Here is a 17551-nt window from a genome sequence, read left to right as displayed (position 1 = left end):
AATTATTTTCCTTCGCCGGCGTGGGTAACCAGCCAGCAGTTATGAATTTGACGGTTACGGGCAAAGTCCTGCGACTGCGTCTGGGCGGTAATTTCTTTCGCCTCCAGACCCAGCGCGCTCAGGCCGGCCATATCCATCTGGAAACCGCGCTTGTTGTTCGAGAACATGATGGTCCCGTTACGACGCAGCAACCGTTTCAAATCTTGCATCAGCACCAGGTGATCGCGCTGAACGTCAAAAGTGTTCTCCATCCGCTTGGAGTTGGAGAAGGTCGGAGGATCGATAAAGATCACGTCGAATTGTTCGTCGGCATTTTGCAGCCATGACAGGCAATCTGCATGGATCAATCTGTGCTGTTTGCCGGTCAGGCCGTTAACGCGCAGATTTTTCTCCGCCCATTCCAGATAGGTACGCGACATATCCACCGTGGTGGTGCTGCGCGCGCCCCCCAACCCGGCGTGCACGCTGGCGGTGCCGGTATAGGCGAACAGGTTGAGGAAATCCTTGCCCTTGCTCATATCACCCAGCATGCGGCGAGCAATGCGGTGGTCGAGGAACAGGCCGGTATCGAGATAGTCCGTCAGGTTAACCCACAGCTTGGCATTGAACTCTTCCACCAGCAGGAACTCGCCCTTCTGCGCCAGTTTTTCATACTGGTTTTTGCCTTTCTGGCGCTCACGGGTTTTCAGGATCAGCTGATTGGACGGCAATTCCAGCACCGCCAGCGTGGCATTGATCACATCGAACAGGCGTTGACGTGCTTTCTGCGCATCGATGGTTTTCGGCGGCGCATACTCTTGTACCACCACCTTGCTGCCGTAGCGGTCCACCGCCACGTTGTATTCCGGCAGGTCAGCGTCATACAGGCGATAACACTCAATGCCCTGCTGTTTGGCCCACTTGTCGAGCTTCTTCAGGTTTTTGCGCAGGCGGTTGGCAAAATCTTCCGCCACCTGAATGCCGCCGGAGCCCTGTGGGTTCTCCGCCAGTTGGTAATTTTTCTGCACGCAGTCCAACGGACCGTTTTTGGCCTTGAACTGGCGCTCGGCACGCAGCTGCAGGCAACTCAGCAGCTCCGGCGAAGCGCTGAACAATGACAACTGCCAGCCGCCGAATGCGCTCTTCATGATCCGGCCCAGCATATTGTGCAAGGCGATCAGCGCCGGTTCACTTTCCAGACGCTCGCCGTACGGCGGGTTGCAAACCACGGTGCCGGTCGGGCCTTCCGGCAGCGGGTTAGTCAGTTTGGCTACGTCGTTGACGTTAAAGGTAATCAGTTCGGCAACGCCTGCACGACGGGCATTGCCGCGCGCCATTTCAATCACCCGACGATCGATATCAGAACCGAAGAAACGCGAGGTGGTTTCTTGCAAGCCACGGCGTGCGCGCACCTGCGCTTCGGTGATCACTTCGCGCCACAGGTCGACGTTGTGACCATTCCAGGCGGTAAAGCCCCAATGTTGACGGTGCAGACCTGGCGCGCGATCGGAAGCGATCATCGCCGCTTCGATCAATAGCGTTCCCGAGCCACACATAGGATCGAGCATCGGCGTTCCCGGCTGCCAGCCGGAACGCTGCACAATCGCCGCCGCCAGGCTTTCCTTCAGCGGCGCCTGACCGGTCAGATCGCGGTAACCGCGCTGATGCAGACCTTCACCGCTCAGATCGAGCGCTACGCTGGCCATATCACGCTGCAGGAACACATTGACGCGAATATCCGGCTGCTGTTTGGCCACCGTCGGGCGCTGATCGATCTTGCGCGTAAAGCTGTCGACGATGGCGTCCTTGACCTTCAATGCGCCATATTGGCTGTTGCGGATCTCTTCGTTCACGCCGCTGAAGTGAACGGCGAAGGTTTTATCCACGCCGAAAATGCTGGTCCAGTCGATCGCCTGCACACCCAGATACAGATCCAGATCGCTGTGCACGCGGAATTCATTCAGCGGCAGCAAAATACGTGAGGCCAGACGGCTCCACAGCAAGCTTTGGTACAGAAGACGATCGTCACCCTGAAAATGTACCCCACCCTGCACTACTTTACAGGCGTGAGCGCCCAGCGCTTCCAGTTCGCTTTTTAACAGTTCTTCCAGTCCACGCGCCGTGCTGGCAAACAGAGAGTTCATATCGTACTTATCACCAAAAAGAAAATTGTTGCGCATTATAGCTAATCCAGACCGCTTGTCATAAAGTTGCTCCCTTCTATTTAATAATCGCACGGGGATAAGGGTGATTACGCTTTCGAAACTTTACGTTCATCCGGTGAAATCACTTCGTGGTTTGCAGCTTTCGCACGCGCAGGCTTCCAGCAGTGGATTGGCTTTCGACCGTAACTTTATGATCACCGAACCGGATGGCACCTTTATTACCGCACGCCAATATCCGCAAATGGTGATGTTCACCCCGGCTCTGCTGCCCGATGGGCTATTTCTGACCGCGCCGGACGGAGAAAGCGCTGCCATCCGCTTCAGCGATTTCGCCCCTGAGGCGCAACCGACCGAAGTCTGGGGCAACCATTTCACCGCCTTAATTGCGCCGGCAGCGATTAACAATTGGCTGAGCGGTTATTTCCAGCGTGAAGTGCAGTTGCGTTGGCTTGGCCCCGAGCTGACCCGTCGCGTGAAAAAACACCCGGAAATCCCCCTTTCTTTCGCCGACGGCTACCCTTATTTGCTGATCAACGAAGCCTCATTCAACGATTTGCAGCAGCGTTGCCCAGGTAGCATCAAGCTCGAGCAGTTCCGCCCCAATCTGGTGGTGACCGGTGCTGCAGCCTGGGCCGAAGACGGTTGGCAGGTGATCCGCGTCGGTGACGTGATGTTTGATCTGGTCAAACCCTGTAGCCGCTGCGTGTTGACCACCGTCAGCACCGAACGTGGCCGCAAGCACCCGAGCGGCGAACCCCTGAGCACCCTGCAGAAGTTCCGCACGGCGGACAACGGCGATATCGATTTTGGCCAGAATATGGTGGCGCGCAGCAGTGGTATTATCCGCGTCGGTGATACGGTGGAAGTGTTATCCAACAAACCACCGCGCCCTTATGGCGCAGGAAAAGTGGTTGAGAGCGTGCAGGCGCCGCAGGACAGTGAACATAGCGTCACTATCGAATACGCGGGAACGGTGTTTACCGGCAATAATCAGCAGATCTTGCTGGAGCAGTTGGAACAGCAAGGGCTGCGCGTGCCTTATTCATGCCGTGCGGGAATTTGCGGAAGTTGTCGCATCACCTTGGTCAGTGGCGAAGTGGCACCGCTGAAGAAAAGTGCGGTCGCCAACAATGGCACCATCCTTTGCTGCAGCTGTATTCCAAAAAGCGATTTGACGCTGGCGTAATCGCCGTTATACCGCCCTGTCGTAAGCCGGGGCGGAAGCCTCGTATTGCGCACAGGGTTTAAGGCGATCGTGCATCACTTTGATGGCATCGCCAAGAACCATGGTACGGCCGGCCACGGAGAGTTGGTTTTGCGCCAGCAGGCAAAGGCTGGCGTTGTCGCCGGCTTCCACCACCAGCAGGCGGGCTTCAACGCCGCTCTCCATCACCTTCACCGCCGCCAACTCACCGTTTTTCGGCTGCAATGGATAATGTTGCTGCGAGAAATGCCAGCTTTTCGGCATCAGCGGCTTGAGGAAGCGATAGGCTACCAGGGCATTTAATACCAGTTCGGCGCGTTGCTCGTGGCTGAGCTTTATCTGTTTGCACTGCTCTTCATAATTAAAATAAAGCGCAGCGTCGTCCACACAGAAAGAGCATTCGTCGAAAGCATCCGGCGTTAACATTTTGGCAGGAAAACGCGAGCGGAAGATCATCCCATTGGCTAAATCCAGCATTAGCCGATCGTGTTCGGCGTCAAAATACCAACGCCAATTATCGTCAGGTTTTATCTTCATGTCTTATCCTTCTCGCTGCCCATGCCACGCCGTATTTACCCTAAAAGGTGATTTTATCACCACTCAAGTCGCTTAAACATCGGATAATTCCGCGAACGATATTTATGCTAGTGGACAAAATATAGACGAGCCGGGGGAAGAAATAAACCCCCGGCTGAAAATGAAAGGAAAAATATTAGATGTAGTTAACGATATCTTTAATCAGCCGCGGACCTTTGAAGATAAATCCGGAATAAATTTGCACCAACGAAGCCCCGGCTGCCATTTTTTCCCGCGCGGCCATCAGGGAATCAATTCCGCCCACCCCGATAATCGGCAGACGCCCTTGCAGCTCAAGTGACAAACGGCGGATCACTTCAGTGCTGCTCGCCTGCAACGGACGACCACTCAGGCCCCCCATTTGCTCGCAATAATTCAGCCCCTGGATCAATTTACGATCCAGCGTGGTATTGGTCGCGATCACGCCATCTATATTATGGCGCACCAAACTGTCGGCTATTTGGATCAATTCTTCTTCTGAAAGATCCGGCGCGATCTTTACCGCCACCGGCACATATTTGTGATGGCGCGCATGCAATTCCTGCTGCTTATTTTTAATGGCGGCCAAAAGATCGTCTAACGCTTCACCGTACTGTAAGGATCGTAACCCCGGCGTATTGGGTGACGAAATGTTAATCGCGATATAACCGGCATACGGATAAACTTTATCCATACAGATCAGATAATCGTCTTTTCCTTGCTCGACCGGGGTGTCTTTATTCTTGCCGATATTAATCCCCAGAATACCGCCGAAATGAGATTTCTTAACGTTTTCAACCAGATTATCCACGCCCTGGTTATTAAAGCCCATTCGGTTGATCAGGCCTTCTGCTTCCACGATGCGGAACAGACGCGGCTTGTCGTTGCCCGACTGCGGGCGTGGCGTCACGGTGCCGACTTCGACAAAGCCGAAACCCATGGCGCCGAATGCGTCGATACACTCGCCGTCTTTATCCAGACCGGCGGCCAAACCCAAAGGATTTTTAAAAGAGAGCCCCATGCAGCTTACCGGCTTGGTCGGCACAGACTGGCGAATAACAAATTCTAACGGGGTGCCGGTGACGCGGCGGAGCTGATGAAAAGTCAATTCATGCGCACGCTCGGGATCGAGCTGGAACAACGCTTTTCTGATGAGGGGGTAGTACATGTACTCTCCTGATTTCCCGGTTGCAAACCGGGGGCGTATTATCCGGTATCCCTTGGCCAATTGGAATTGATTAAAAGCAAAAAAAGCGTTTTTAACGCAATCGTTTCCCCCGATAGGGAGCCAAAGCCCCGCCAATCCGCATTTACGCATATCAAAATCAAAAAATGAGATTTAAGTAACCCGCCCCTTTGCTGATAGGTTTAAAACACTTCTCGACAATTTTCTAATTAAACCTAACTTTTAGTTATAAGGAGTGGTAATGCGCGTTATATCACTGTCCGGCAGCCCTCGCATCCCATCACGTTCAGCGGCCCTGCTTTCCTTGAGTAAGAATTGGTTGCAGCAACAGGGCGTGGAGGTGATCTCCTACACCCTGCACGACTTTGACGCAGAAGACTTGCTGTACGCCAATTTCAATAGCCCGGCGATAAAAGCCTTTACCGAACAACTGGCTTTGGCCGACGGCCTGCTGGTCTCTACCCCGGTGTATAAGGCCTCGTTTTCCGGCGCGCTGAAAACCCTGCTGGATCTGCTGCCGGAACGTGCGCTGGACCATAAGGTGGTGTTACCCCTGGCCACCGGTGGCTCCATTGGCCATATGCTGGCGGTGGACTATGCCCTGAAACCGGTGCTGGCGGCATTGAAAGCGCAGGAAGTGCTGCATGGAGTGTTCGCCGATGACAGCCAGGTGGTGCTGGACGGTGAGGAAATTACCCTGTCCGAAGGTTTGGCTTCCCGGCTGGAAGAAGCCCTGGAAAGCTTCTACCTGGCGCTCGGCCGCCGTAAGCCACCGCAGGCACGGCTCTCCCCTTCCCTGTTCTCACGTCAAACTGCCTGACAGCACGCTCTATATAAGGAAAGAGGATGACACGACTTTCATCATTTGGCCGTTGGCTTGGCACTGGCGCCTTAGCCGGCATCATCTCACTGGCGTGGATCAATTCCGCCAGCGCACAGGATCCGGCGCAGTTTCGTATCGGTTATCAAAAAGGATCGGTCAGTCTGGTACTGGCAAAATCCCACCGCCTGCTGGAACAGCGTTTCCCCACCACCAAAATCAGTTGGATCGAATTCCCCGCCGGCCCGCAGATGCTTGAGGCGCTGAACGTCGGCAGTATCGATCTGGGCAGCACCGGCGATATTCCTCCGATCTTTGCCCAGGCCGCCGGGGCGGATCTGCTGTATGTCGGCGTAGAGCCACCAAAACCCAAGGCGGAAGTGATCCTGGTGCCGGAGAATAGCCCGATCAAAACCGTCGCTGATTTGAAAGGCCACAAGGTCGCCTTCCAGAAAGGCTCCAGTTCCCACAACCTGCTGCTGCGATCGCTGCAAAAAGCCGGACTGAAGTTTACCGATATTCAACCCATTTATCTGACGCCGGCCGATGCCCGCGCCGCCTTCCAGCAGGGCAACGTCGATGCCTGGACCATCTGGGACCCGTACTATTCCGCTGCCTTGCTGCAGGGCGGCGTGCGGGTGCTGGGTGACGGCACCGATTTGAATCAAACCGGCTCCTTCTATCTGGCGGTACGCACTTATACCGAAGCTAACGGGCCGTTCATTCAGCAGGTGCTTGATGAGTTGACCAAAGCTGATGCGCTGACCCAAAGCGACCGAGCGCAAAGCGTCACGCTACTGGCAAACGCCATGGGCCTGCCGGAAAAAGTGATCTCGTCTTATTTGGATCACCGTCCACCGACCGCCATCAAGCCTCTGGACGCGCGCACCATTGCCGCTCAGCAGCAAACCGCCGATCTGTTTTACGCCAACCGTCTGGTGCCGGTGAAAGTCGATATTTCGCAACGCATCTGGCGCCCGAGCGCACAATAATTTTGGAGAACTGACGATGAGCCTGAACGTATTCTGGTTTTTACCGACCCATGGCGACGGCCACTATCTCGGCAGCACGGAGGGCGCACGCAGCGTCGATTACGGCTATTTGCAGCAAATTGCCCAAGCGGCCGATCGGCTGGGATTCGGCGGCGTGTTGATCCCCACCGGCCGTTCTTGTGAAGACTCCTGGTTAGTGGCCGCCTCGCTGATCCCGGTCACTCAACGGTTGAAATTCCTGGTGGCCTTACGCCCCGGCATTATTTCACCCACCCTGGCGGCTCGCCAGGCGGCAACGCTCGATCGCCTTTCCAATGGCCGGGCGTTGTTCAACCTGGTCACCGGCGGCGATCCCGAAGAATTGGCGGCGGAAGGGCTGCATCTGAATCACGAAGAACGTTACGAGGCTTCGGCAGAGTTCACCCACGTTTGGCGTAAGGTGCTGGAAGGGGAAACCGTCGATTTCGATGGCAAGCATATTCAGGTGAAGGGGGCAAAACTGCTGTACCCGCCGGTGCAACAACCGCGTCCGCCACTGTATTTCGGTGGATCCTCTGCCGCTGCGCAGGATCTGGCCGCCGAACAGGTTGAAATGTATCTCACCTGGGGAGAACCCCCGGCGCAGGTGAAAGAAAAAATAGCCGAGGTCCGCGCCAAAGCTGCGGCCAAAGGTCGCAAGGTGCGCTTCGGCATTCGCCTGCACGTGATCGTGCGTGAAACTACGGAAGAAGCCTGGCGTGCAGCAGACCGACTGATTGCCAATCTGGATGAAAAAACCATCGCCGATGCACAAAAGGCATTTGCCCGCTTCGACTCTGTAGGGCAACGGCGCATGGCGGCGCTGCACGGCGGCAAAAAAGACAATCTGGAGATCAGCCCCAATCTGTGGGCCGGGGTGGGCCTGGTCCGTGGCGGGGCCGGTACTGCCCTGGTCGGCGACGGCCCGACGGTGGCGGCGCGCATGCAGGAATATGCCGATCTGGGCATCGATACCTTTATCCTGTCCGGCTACCCGCATCTGGAAGAAGCCTATCGCGTCGGCGAACTGCTGTTCCCCCATCTTGACCTGGTGGAAAACCCAATCCCCACTCAGCGCAAACCGGTCAAGGCCCAGGGAGAAGTGGTGGCCAATATTTATATTCCGCAAAAAGCGTCGCAAAGCTGAGGAGCCCCCTTATGGCGAAGGGTACACAACGCATATTGCACCGGCTGGCCCCCTGGGCATTGCCGGTAGCGCTGGTGGTTATCTGGCAAATCTCCGTTGAGGCGGGCTGGTTGTCAAACCGTATTCTGCCGGCACCGAGCGCGGTCGTTACCGCCTTCTGGACGCTCACCAAAAGCGGCGAGTTGTGGCAACACCTGACGATCAGCAGTTGGCGCGCACTGATCGGTTTTAGCATCGGCGGCAGCATTGGGCTGGCGCTGGGCTTTATCACCGGTCTGTCACGTTGGGGCGAGCGCCTGTTGGACAGCTCCGTGCAGATGATCCGCAACGTACCGCACCTGGCGCTGATCCCGCTGGTGATCCTGTGGTTCGGTATCGATGAGTCCGCCAAGATTTTTCTGGTGGCGTTAGGCACCCTGTTCCCCATTTATTTGAATACCTATCACGGTATCAAGAATATCGATCACGGCCTGCTTGAAATGGCACGCAGCTACGGCCTGAGTGGTTTCCAGCTGTTTGCTCAGGTGGTTTTGCCGGGCGCTCTGCCGTCGATCATGGTCGGCGTGCGTTTCGCGTTGGGCTTTATGTGGCTGACGCTGATCGTGGCCGAAACCATTTCCGCCAATTCAGGTATCGGTTATCTGGCGATGAACGCACGTGAATTCTTGCAGACCGACGTGGTGGTGGTGGCGATTGTGCTTTATGCCCTGCTCGGCAAGCTGGCGGACGTCAGCGCACAGTTGCTGGAACGCGTCTGGTTGCGCTGGCACCCGGCCTATCAACTGAAACAAGGAGAAGCGCTATGACGACTCCCGCTCGAATTCCCCAAGGGACGCCGGTCACACTGGAGTCCCTTGCCAAGCGCTATGGCAACCGCACCGTGCTGGACAATATTCAATTGCGCATCAGCGCGGGACAGTTTGTCGCCGTGGTCGGGCGCAGTGGCTGCGGTAAAAGCACGCTGCTACGTCTGATGGCAGGACTGGAAAAAGCCACCAGCGGCGCCTTGCTGAGCGGGAATGCGCCCCTTGCCAGCGCCAGAGACGATACTCGCTTGATGTTTCAGGACGCCCGCCTGCTACCGTGGAAAAAGGTGATCGACAATGTGGGCCTTGGCCTGCGCGGCAACTGGCGTGCCGATGCGTTGCAAGCGCTGGAAGCCGTCGGGCTGGCCGACCGCGCCAACGAGTGGCCGGCGGCCTTGTCCGGAGGACAAAAACAGCGAGTGGCCTTGGCACGCGCGCTGATCCACCGTCCACGCCTGTTGCTGTTGGACGAACCTTTGGGGGCGCTTGACGCCTTGACGCGGATTGAAATGCAGGGATTGATTGAAGGGTTATGGCAACAGCACGGTTTCACCGTATTGCTGGTGACGCACGACGTCAGTGAAGCCATTGCGCTGGCGGATCGCGTGATTTTGATTGAGGAAGGCCGTATCGGCTTGGATCTGACCGTCGACCTGCCGCGCCCACGGCGCAAAGGGTCGGTCAAACTGGCAGAGCTGGAAGCCGAGGTGCTGGACAGAGTATTGTCTCCGCCCTCCCCCTTAAACCAGGCCACACGCCGTGCAGCAAATTAAAAAAGGACGGCATGCCGTCCCATTTTAGACTTACGCGTCGAGCGCCTTGGTGATTTTCTCGAACAGGTCGCCGGACAAATTCTCCAGCCCTTTCAACTGTTCAAGCGCTTTGCGCATTAACGCCTGGCGCGAAGCATCGTAGCGTTTCAAGCGGATCAAAGGTTCGATCAGGCGAGCCGCAATCTGCGGGTTACGCTGGTTCAAATCGCTGAGGATTTCCACCAGGAACTGATAGCCACTGCCGTCCGCCGCATGGAACGCCGCAGGGTTGGCGGAAGCAAAGCCCCCAATCAATGAGCGTGTGCGGTTTGGATTGCTCAGGCTGAATGAACGGTGTTTCAGCAACCCACGCACTTTGGTCAGCACGTCCGCCGCCGGGCTGGTCGCCTGCAGCACAAACCACTTGTCCATCACCAGGCCATCCTGGTGCCAGCGTTCGTCAAAGGCCGACAGCAGCGCGTCGCGGCAAGGCAATTGCGCCGCCACCGCAGCGGCCAGTGCCGCCAGCGAATCGGTCATATTATCCGCCTGACGATACTGCTCCGTGACCAATCGGTCGGCCAGCGCTTCATCGCCAAAGGCCAGATAGCCCAGGCACACGTTGCGCAGCGCGCGCTTCGCGATGTCGGCATGTTCAACCCGGTAGCCGTCGGTCTTGTTGGCGTGATAAACCGCCAGCCACTCATCGGCCATTTCCTTCGCCAGACAGCGGACGATCGCTTCGTGCACCACGGCGATCGCTTCAGGATCGATGGTGGCAAACAGCTCAGCAATTTCACTTTCTGAAGGCAACGTCAGGATCTGCGCAGCCAGCGCCGGATCCAACTTCTCGTCCAACAGTACGGCGCGGAAAGCATCAACAACGTGCAGCGGCAGCGACAACGGCTGTTGCTGCTGATGTTTGGCGACGTTCAGTTTGATGTAGGTCGCCAACAGGCTCTGTGCCGCATCCCAACGGGCAAACTCATTGCGCGCATGCTGCATCAGGAAGGTCAGTTGCTGATCGCTGTACGGATAATCCAGTTTAACCGGCGCGGAGAACTCACGTAGCAGGGACGGTACCGGCTTGTGCGCCACGCCATCGAACACGAAGGTCTGCTCCGCTTCGGTGACGTTCAGCACGTTATTGATCGCCGATCCGTTTCTCTGCAAGGCAATCACGTTACCTTGCGCATCGTACAGTTCGATATCCAGCGGAATATGCAGCGGCAGTTTTTCCGGCTGATCGGCGGTCGGCGCGGTTTTCTGGCTGACGTGCAAACGGTACTGTTGGTGCTCGGCGTCGTATTCGTCACGTACCGTCAGCAGCGGCGTACCGGATTGGCTGTACCAGCGACGGAACAGTGACAGGTCAACGTTGGACGCATCCTCCATCGCCTGAACGAAATCATCGCAGGTTGCCGCACTGCCGTCATGGCGTTCGAAGTACAGCTGGATCCCCTTCTGGAACTGTTCTTCGCCCAGCAGCGTATGCATCATACGGATCACTTCAGAACCTTTCTCGTACACCGTCAGGGTGTAGAAGTTGTTCATTTCGATCACTTTGTCCGGACGAATAGCATGCGCCATTGGGCTGGCATCTTCGGCGAACTGCGCACCGCGCATAACGCGCACGTTATCGATACGGTTGACCGGACGTGAGCCCAAATCGGAGCTGAACTCCTGATCGCGGAATACCGTCAGCCCTTCTTTCAGGCTGAGCTGGAACCAGTCCCGGCAGGTCACGCGGTTGCCGGTCCAGTTGTGGAAATATTCGTGGCCAATCACCGCTTCGATATTCAGGTAATCCTTGTCGGTGGCGGTTTCGGCTTTCGCCAGCACGTATTTGGAGTTAAAAATATTTAACCCTTTGTTCTCCATCGCCCCCATGTTGAAGAAGTCGACCGCGACAATCATATAAATGTCGAGATCGTACTCCAGGCCAAAACGGGTTTCGTCCCATTTCATCGAGTTCTTCAGCGAGGTCATGGCCCAGTCGGCGCGATCCAGGTTGCCGCGATCAACGAACAACTCCAGCGCCACTTCGCGACCGGAACGGGTGGTAAAGCTGTCGCGCAGTACGTCGAAATCACCGGCCACCAGCGCAAACAGATAACAAGGTTTTGGGAAAGGATCTTGCCACTGCACCCAGTGACGCCCATCTTCCAGTTCGCCCTGACCTACGCGGTTGCCGTTTGACAACAGGAACGGGTAACGCGCCTTGTCGGCCACGATGCGAGTGGTAAAACGCGCCAGCACGTCCGGGCGGTCGAGATAATAAGTAATGTGGCGGAAACCTTCAGCTTCACATTGGGTACACAGCGCTTCGCCGGACAGATACAGCCCTTCCAGCGCGGTGTTTTTAGCCGGATGGATATCATTGACAATGGTCATGGTAAATTGTGCCGGCAATTGCTCGATAACCAGTTTGTTATCCTGCAACTGATAGGCTGTCCACGGCTGGCCGTCGATCTCAATGCTCACCAGCGTCAGATCTTCACCGTTCAACACCAGCGCCGCATCGGCAGCGCCCTGGCGTTTGATTTTGCTGACGGCAGTGACGCGAGTGCTCTCTGCGTCCAACTCAAAATTCAGGTCAATATCAGTGATGGTGTAATCTGGCGCGCGATAATCGTGGCGATACTTCGCCTGTGGCAGTTGTGTCATAAAAACCCTTTGACGTCTCAGTGAGTTACAGGTGCCAGGCTTTCATCTTTGGTGTATTTCGCCATGGAAAAAGAGCAGAAATTTCGATGAGCCCGATTGTAAATAAACTGTATCACAGCTAAAAAAAAAACCCAGAGATGCCGGGCCGCCGGAGCGGAGAAATCGGAGGTGGATCGTAATCCTGTCGAAGAATTGCCCACGCCATCAGGTTCCTTCACCTGATGCGGCATGAAAATCAGCATTAAATGCTAAAGATGCCCTGCGGGGTCGCACGTATTCCAGATGAGAACATTGACGTCAAAAGTACGAACTTACCCTATCTCACGGGGCAGTCTTTCCCGTTCGACGGCACTTTGCAGGCAATCCCACCGGTTGGGTATAGCCAAGACAGGTTGGGAGACTCAGTGATATAATTAGCAGATCGGGCTCAAGGACGCATAGCGCATATGAAAGTAAAATATCTGATCTATTTTTTTACCTTTGCCCTGATGTCCTCATTTGCCCTGTTTATTTCCGATGAGCTAGCCGAGGCCAATACCGACTACCGCGACAACCGACTTAATCTGTACAAAATTACCCGTGCCAAAGAGATTTCAGCGGCTTTTCAGGCCACGTTATTGGCGCACCGTTTAAAGCGCTTGAGCCTGGTTGATCCGCATATCACCCCGCAACAGTGGCAGGATGCCGACCGCGTAGCGCGCGAAAAAATTGCCCAGTTTCGGCCACACCTCGACAGTAAAATATCGCAGCAACTCGGCATTCGACAAAAAATCGCCGCGCTTTCCATGCTCAATCTGATGGAACAACTGCTGAATAATGACAACCTGCAGCTTTCTCACGTGAACGATGTCAACGCCAACCTGTTTAACATCAACAGCGCCTACTATATTTCTCAGGCCAGCAAAAGTTATTACCGTTATAGCTACGATAACCGCATGGTCGATGCCGACTCGTTTTTGTTTCTGGAAGCCATGCGGTTGAATAATCGGCTGAATATGTCTGTCACCGAACTGATCGACCAGGTCATTGATGTCAATACCAACCAGCGGGAGCGCAAAGATGCTTATCTGAAAGCCGTTCAGCTCACCGGGGTATTGAGTGCGTTAAACAGCCGGCTGATTTTTATGAAGCTGACCTATAACGATGTGCAAACCACCGCCCTGGTCAATGAGATCCTGGCGCAGCTGTCCGCCAACCAGACCAGATTCATTTCCGAAGGGTTGTATAATGCCATTAATACCCATACCCCCTATCCCGCCGACTCGATTTACCAATATGTTAAAAACCTGAGCGAACTCTCACAGCGGCTTTATCAGCGTACCTTTGAAATGGAAATTGCGGCGTCAAAGCATAAGATTTACCACAGTCAAACCGCTATTTACGGCATGATTTCCCTTGCCGGTCTGATTGCGCTGTTTATTTTTCTGCCAACGCTGGTGTATTGCTCAAATATCAGCCGCTGGCTGACGAAAACCCATAACAATATTTTGCGGCTATCACGTGGCAATATGAATATCGACCGCAACGAGGTGTTTTACGCTCAGGAATTGATGGCCATCAGCGACGCCATTAAGCAGCTCAAGCAGTATCAGTTGGTAAAAGTGACGCTGGAAAATGAAAAACATCTGCTGATCAAAGAACTGGAGGCGTCCTCGTTCCTTGATCCTTTAACCAACATCTATAACCGCCGTAAGTTCTTCCTCGAATGCGAATCGTTGGCCGCAGGCAGCTATCCATTGGCCTTTTGCCTGATTGATATTGATAATTTCAAAAGCCTTAATGACACCTACGGCCATCATGTGGGTGACCTGGTGCTGGTGGCATTCGGCAAACTGCTGCAAAGCACCTTCCGGTCCAGCGATATTTTCTGTCGCTATGGTGGTGAAGAATTTGCCGTGATCCTCGGTAACTGTACGCTGGAGAATGCGCGGGAAGTGATGTCACAGCTACGCGAACGCACTCATAGGTTCAGCCTGACATTAACCGATGGCCAAAACGTCCGCTTCACCACCAGTTGCGGCATTGCCCAGGTACGCGATATCCGTTTGTTGCCAACGGCGATCAAGCAGGCGGATGAAGCGCTCTATTTTTGCAAGAAAAACGGCAAAGACCGGATAGGCATTCATACCCAGAACGGTTTTATCTGAATTGTTGTTTAAAATAATTAACATTATAATTTTTATGACTAATTAGGCTAAGTCATTCACCTTACAGGCTTATCTGACTTTTCTGTCGGTATCCTGATGGCAAGCAGAGATAAAGGCACGTTTAATCCTCGACCGGCTCCGATGAATTGTGGTGTGATGCAGCTTCAATAACAGGATAATCCGGGTATACTCCCCCCACTTTTTTATGATTATCCGGATTTGGACACGCGCCTGACGAGGATGCAGTAACGCGCTATGACTCAATACGCCTCCCCGATTTTGACATCACTGCTTGATACTGATGCTTATAAGCTTCATATGCAGCAAGCAGTGTTCCATCGCTATCCTGCTATCAGCGTGGCGGCGGAATTCCGCTGCCGCGGTGACGAGCTGCTTGGCGAATATGCCGACGAGATCCGTACCCAGATCGCACTGATGAGCCAATTGGCGCTGACAGACGCTGAGTTCAACTATCTTTCCGGGCTGCCTTTCTTCCGCGAAGATTACCTGAACTGGCTGCGTGAGTTTCGCTACGATCCGCAACAGGTTCAGATTGAAAATCATACAGGCAAGTTGCACATCCGCATTGCCGGTCCCTGGCGTGAAGTGATCATGTGGGAAGTCCCTCTGCTGGCCGTGATCAGTGAGGTGGTGCACCGTCACCGCTCCCCGGAGGTCACGCCTGAGATGGCCGTCGCTCATCTGCGCAGCAAACTCGAGCATTTTAAAGCCATGAGCGCTGACGTCGATATTTCTCGCTTCAAACTGATGGACTTCGGCACCCGCCGTCGTTTCTCGCAGAGCGTGCAGCAGGCGATTGTCAGCACCTTGAAAGACGAATTTCCTTATCTGGTCGGCACCAGCAACTACGATCTGGCCCACCAGCTTGCTCTGGCGCCCGTGGGTACTCAGGCTCATGAATGGTTCCAGGCGCACCAGCAGATCAGCCCGGTATTGGCCAACAGCCAACGCGCAGCGCTGCAAGCCTGGCTGGATGAATACCCGGACCAGCTCGGCATCGCGCTGACCGACTGCATCACCATGGACGCCTTCCTGCGTGATTTCGGTCCGCAGTTCGCCCAGCGTTATCAGGGCCTGCGCCATGATTCGGGCGATCCGTTCGAATGGGGCGAGAAAGCCATTGCGCATTATCAGAAGCTGGGCATCGACCCCATGAGCAAAACGCTGGTGTTCTCCGACAATCTGGAGTTGGACAAGGCGATGGCGCTCTACCGTCGTTTTCACCAGCGCGTCAATCTGGTATTTGGTATCGGCACCCGTCTGACTTGCGATATTCCTGGGGTTAAACCGCTGAACATCGTGATCAAGCTGGTCGAATGCAAAGGCAAGCCGGTAGCTAAACTTTCCGACAGCCCGGGCAAGACCATCTGCCAGGATCAAGCCTTTGTGAAAGCCTTGCGCAAGGCCTTCGATTTACCGCTGGTGAAGAAAGCCAGCTAAGCCCAACTGCCCTGCCAACGCGAAAAAGCCGGCTGAAGACCTCATGCCGGCTTTTTTCTTCTTTATAAGAGACTTCGCCGTGCTCCCTTTTCGCCCAGAGCCAAGAAATGTTGCATCAATCCGGCGATTTCTGCTTGTGCTCTGCACCGCGGCAAGTAACATAGCAACATCCCCATATTCTTGGGTTGTAAGCTATTTCTAAACCAAATTATTAAGAGAGAAATCTATGAGCGTAGTGCCTGTAGTCGACGTACTGCAAGGCCGTGCTGCGGTTGACAGTGAAGTCACCGTGCGCGGTTGGGTGCGTACCCGGAGAGATTCTAAAGCTGGTATCTCCTTCCTGGCCGTCTATGACGGTTCCTGCTTTGATCCGTTACAGGCCGTCGTTAATAATTCTCTGCCGAATTATCAGGATGAAGTGCTGCATCTGACCACCGGCTGCTCGATTGAAGTGACCGGCAAAGTGGTCGCCTCTCCTGGCGAAGGTCAGAGTTTCGAACTGCAGGCGACCGAGATTAAAGTGGTCGGTTGGGTTGACGATCCTGACACTTACCCGATGGCAGCCAAGCGCCACAGCATCGAATACCTGCGCGAAGTGGCGCACCTGCGCCCACGCACCAACCTGATCGGTGCCGTGGCTCGCGTGCGTCACACTCTGGCGCAGGCGATTCACCGTTTTTATCACGAGAACGGCTTCTTCTGGGTTTCCACTCCGCTGATCACCGCTTCCGATACCGAAGGCGCCGGCGAAATGTTCCGCGTTTCCACGCTGGATCTGGAAAACCTGCCGCGCACCGATAAAGGCGCTGTCGATTTCAGCCAGGACTTTTTCGGTAAAGAAGCGTTCCTGACCGTTTCCGGCCAGTTGAACGGCGAAACCTATGCCTGTGCGTTGTCGAAAATTTACACCTTCGGCCCGACTTTCCGCGCCGAAAACTCCAACACCAGCCGTCACCTGGCCGAGTTTTGGATGATCGAGCCGGAAGTTGCCTTTGCTGACCTCGAGGATATCGCGGAACTGGCAGAGAAAATGCTGAAGTATGTATTCCAGGCCGTATTGAACGAGCGTATGGATGACATGCAGTTCTTCGCAGAACGCGTAGATAAAGATGCGATTGACCGCCTGAAGCGTTTTGTTTCTTCCGACTTCGCTCAGGTTGATTACACCGAAGCGGTGGAAATTCTGATCGCCTCTGGCCAGACTTTCGAAAACCCGGTTTCCTGGGGTATCGATCTGTCTTCCGAGCATGAGCGTTACCTGGCCGAGAAACACTTTAAAGCGCCGGTAGTGGTGAAAAACTACCCGAAAGACATCAAAGCTTTCTATATGCGGATGAACGACGACGGCAAAACCGTTGCGGCGATGGACGTGCTGGCCCCGGGCATTGGCGAGATCATCGGCGGTGCTCAGCGTGAAGAACGTCTGGACGTGTTGGATCAGCGCCTGGAAGCCATGGGCCTGAATAAAGAAGATTATTGGTGGTACCGCGATCTGCGTCGTTATGGCACCGTGCCACACGCCGGCTTCGGTTTAGGTTTTGAGCGTTTAATCGCCTACGTAACCGGTGTGCAAAACGTGCGCGACGTGATCCCTTTCCCACGCACACCACGTAATGCAACCTTTTAATTAATCAGATAATACATTTTCTAGT

The 17551-nt window shown here is 54.8% G+C and carries 13 protein-coding genes; 9 read left to right on the top strand and 4 right to left on the bottom strand.

Going from position 1 to position 17551, the window contains the following annotated elements; translation table 11 throughout:
• Window positions 1-2: 2 nt before the first annotated feature.
• Complete coding sequence (gene rlmKL, locus LQ945_RS22090) at window positions 3-2123, bottom strand: bifunctional 23S rRNA (guanine(2069)-N(7))-methyltransferase RlmK/23S rRNA (guanine(2445)-N(2))-methyltransferase RlmL (protein WP_270103019.1); 2121 nt, start codon at window positions 2121-2123, stop codon at window positions 3-5.
• Window positions 2124-2226: 103 nt separating this feature from the next.
• On the opposite strand from rlmKL, the gene LQ945_RS22085 reads away from it, so the two are divergent.
• Window positions 2227-3330 carry a YcbX family protein gene (locus LQ945_RS22085; RefSeq protein ID WP_182821478.1) on the top strand — a complete coding sequence of 368 codons (1104 nt, stop codon included), beginning with the start codon at window positions 2227-2229 and terminating at the stop codon, window positions 3328-3330.
• Window positions 3331-3336: 6 nt separating this feature from the next.
• Here the strand turns inward: LQ945_RS22085 and LQ945_RS22080 are convergent, their stop codons facing one another.
• On the bottom strand, window positions 3337-3885 hold the full coding sequence (locus LQ945_RS22080; protein WP_270101738.1) for a cell division protein ZapC: 549 nt from the start codon (window positions 3883-3885) through the stop codon (window positions 3337-3339).
• Window positions 3886-4060: 175 nt separating this feature from the next.
• Entirely contained in the window at window positions 4061-5071 is a 1011-nt protein-coding gene (pyrD, locus tag LQ945_RS22075) for a quinone-dependent dihydroorotate dehydrogenase (protein ID WP_020826160.1), read from the bottom strand.
• A 259-nt stretch (window positions 5072-5330) separates the two neighbouring features.
• On the opposite strand from pyrD, the gene ssuE reads away from it, so the two are divergent.
• Genes ssuE through ssuB form a run of 5 tightly spaced genes read left to right on the top strand, consistent with a single transcriptional unit; the run spans window position 5331 to window position 9645 of the window.
• The gene (gene ssuE, locus LQ945_RS22070; protein ID WP_044549586.1) at window positions 5331-5909 is read left to right on the top strand and encodes an NADPH-dependent FMN reductase; all 579 of its coding nucleotides are present in this window, start codon (window positions 5331-5333) and stop codon (window positions 5907-5909) included.
• A 26-nt stretch (window positions 5910-5935) separates the two neighbouring features.
• A complete protein-coding gene (locus LQ945_RS22065) occupies window positions 5936-6901 on the top strand; it encodes a sulfonate ABC transporter substrate-binding protein (protein ID WP_262240032.1) in 966 nt (321 codons plus the stop codon).
• A 16-nt stretch (window positions 6902-6917) separates the two neighbouring features.
• The gene (gene ssuD / locus LQ945_RS22060; protein WP_044549581.1) at window positions 6918-8066 is read left to right on the top strand and encodes an FMNH2-dependent alkanesulfonate monooxygenase; all 1149 of its coding nucleotides are present in this window, start codon (window positions 6918-6920) and stop codon (window positions 8064-8066) included.
• Between the two features lie 11 nt (window positions 8067-8077).
• Entirely contained in the window at window positions 8078-8872 is a 795-nt protein-coding gene (ssuC, locus tag LQ945_RS22055; RefSeq protein WP_044549580.1) for an aliphatic sulfonate ABC transporter permease SsuC, read from the top strand.
• Entirely contained in the window at window positions 8869-9645 is a 777-nt protein-coding gene (ssuB, locus tag LQ945_RS22050) for an aliphatic sulfonates ABC transporter ATP-binding protein (RefSeq protein WP_270101737.1), read from the top strand. The genes ssuC and ssuB overlap by 4 nt, the downstream gene beginning before the upstream one ends.
• Before the next feature lie 30 nt (window positions 9646-9675).
• Here the strand turns inward: ssuB and pepN are convergent, their stop codons facing one another.
• Entirely contained in the window at window positions 9676-12291 is a 2616-nt protein-coding gene (gene pepN, locus LQ945_RS22045) for an aminopeptidase N (RefSeq protein ID WP_270101736.1), read from the bottom strand.
• A gap of 446 nt (window positions 12292-12737) precedes the next feature.
• Here pepN and LQ945_RS22040 point away from each other — a divergent pair, with 446 nt between their 5' ends.
• The 3 genes from LQ945_RS22040 to asnS all read left to right on the top strand — a co-directional run bounded on the left by LQ945_RS22040 (window position 12738) and on the right by asnS (window position 17526).
• Window positions 12738-14438, top strand: a complete 1701-nt coding sequence (locus LQ945_RS22040; protein WP_270101735.1) for a GGDEF domain-containing protein — start codon at window positions 12738-12740, stop codon at window positions 14436-14438.
• Window positions 14439-14693: 255 nt separating this feature from the next.
• Entirely contained in the window at window positions 14694-15899 is a 1206-nt protein-coding gene (pncB, locus tag LQ945_RS22035) for a nicotinate phosphoribosyltransferase (protein ID WP_270101734.1), read from the top strand.
• Window positions 15900-16125: 226 nt separating this feature from the next.
• Entirely contained in the window at window positions 16126-17526 is a 1401-nt protein-coding gene (asnS, locus tag LQ945_RS22030) for an asparagine--tRNA ligase (RefSeq protein WP_044549569.1), read from the top strand.
• Window positions 17527-17551 lie beyond the last annotated feature (25 nt).

Origin of the sequence: Serratia liquefaciens (genome assembly GCF_027594825.1) — a bacterium.
Classification (GTDB): Bacteria; Pseudomonadota; Gammaproteobacteria; order Enterobacterales; family Enterobacteriaceae; genus Serratia; species Serratia liquefaciens_A.
This window is presented reverse-complemented; position numbering and strand designations above follow the sequence as displayed.

Coding starts and splice junctions, on each gene's coding strand:
- pncB (WP_270101734.1), top strand. CDS start 14,694: ATGACTCAATACGCCTCCCCGATTTTGACATCACTGCTTGATACTGAT.
- asnS (WP_044549569.1), top strand. CDS start 16,126: ATGAGCGTAGTGCCTGTAGTCGACGTACTGCAAGGCCGTGCTGCGGTT.
- rlmKL (WP_270103019.1), bottom strand. CDS start 2,123: ATGAACTCTCTGTTTGCCAGCACGGCGCGTGGACTGGAAGAACTGTTA.
- pepN (WP_270101736.1), bottom strand. CDS start 12,291: ATGACACAACTGCCACAGGCGAAGTATCGCCACGATTATCGCGCGCCA.
- ssuD (WP_044549581.1), top strand. CDS start 6,918: ATGAGCCTGAACGTATTCTGGTTTTTACCGACCCATGGCGACGGCCAC.
- ssuC (WP_044549580.1), top strand. CDS start 8,078: ATGGCGAAGGGTACACAACGCATATTGCACCGGCTGGCCCCCTGGGCA.
- ssuE (WP_044549586.1), top strand. CDS start 5,331: ATGCGCGTTATATCACTGTCCGGCAGCCCTCGCATCCCATCACGTTCA.
- LQ945_RS22065 (WP_262240032.1), top strand. CDS start 5,936: ATGACACGACTTTCATCATTTGGCCGTTGGCTTGGCACTGGCGCCTTA.
- LQ945_RS22040 (WP_270101735.1), top strand. CDS start 12,738: ATGAAAGTAAAATATCTGATCTATTTTTTTACCTTTGCCCTGATGTCC.
- LQ945_RS22080 (WP_270101738.1), bottom strand. CDS start 3,885: ATGAAGATAAAACCTGACGATAATTGGCGTTGGTATTTTGACGCCGAA.
- pyrD (WP_020826160.1), bottom strand. CDS start 5,071: ATGTACTACCCCCTCATCAGAAAAGCGTTGTTCCAGCTCGATCCCGAG.
- ssuB (WP_270101737.1), top strand. CDS start 8,869: ATGACGACTCCCGCTCGAATTCCCCAAGGGACGCCGGTCACACTGGAG.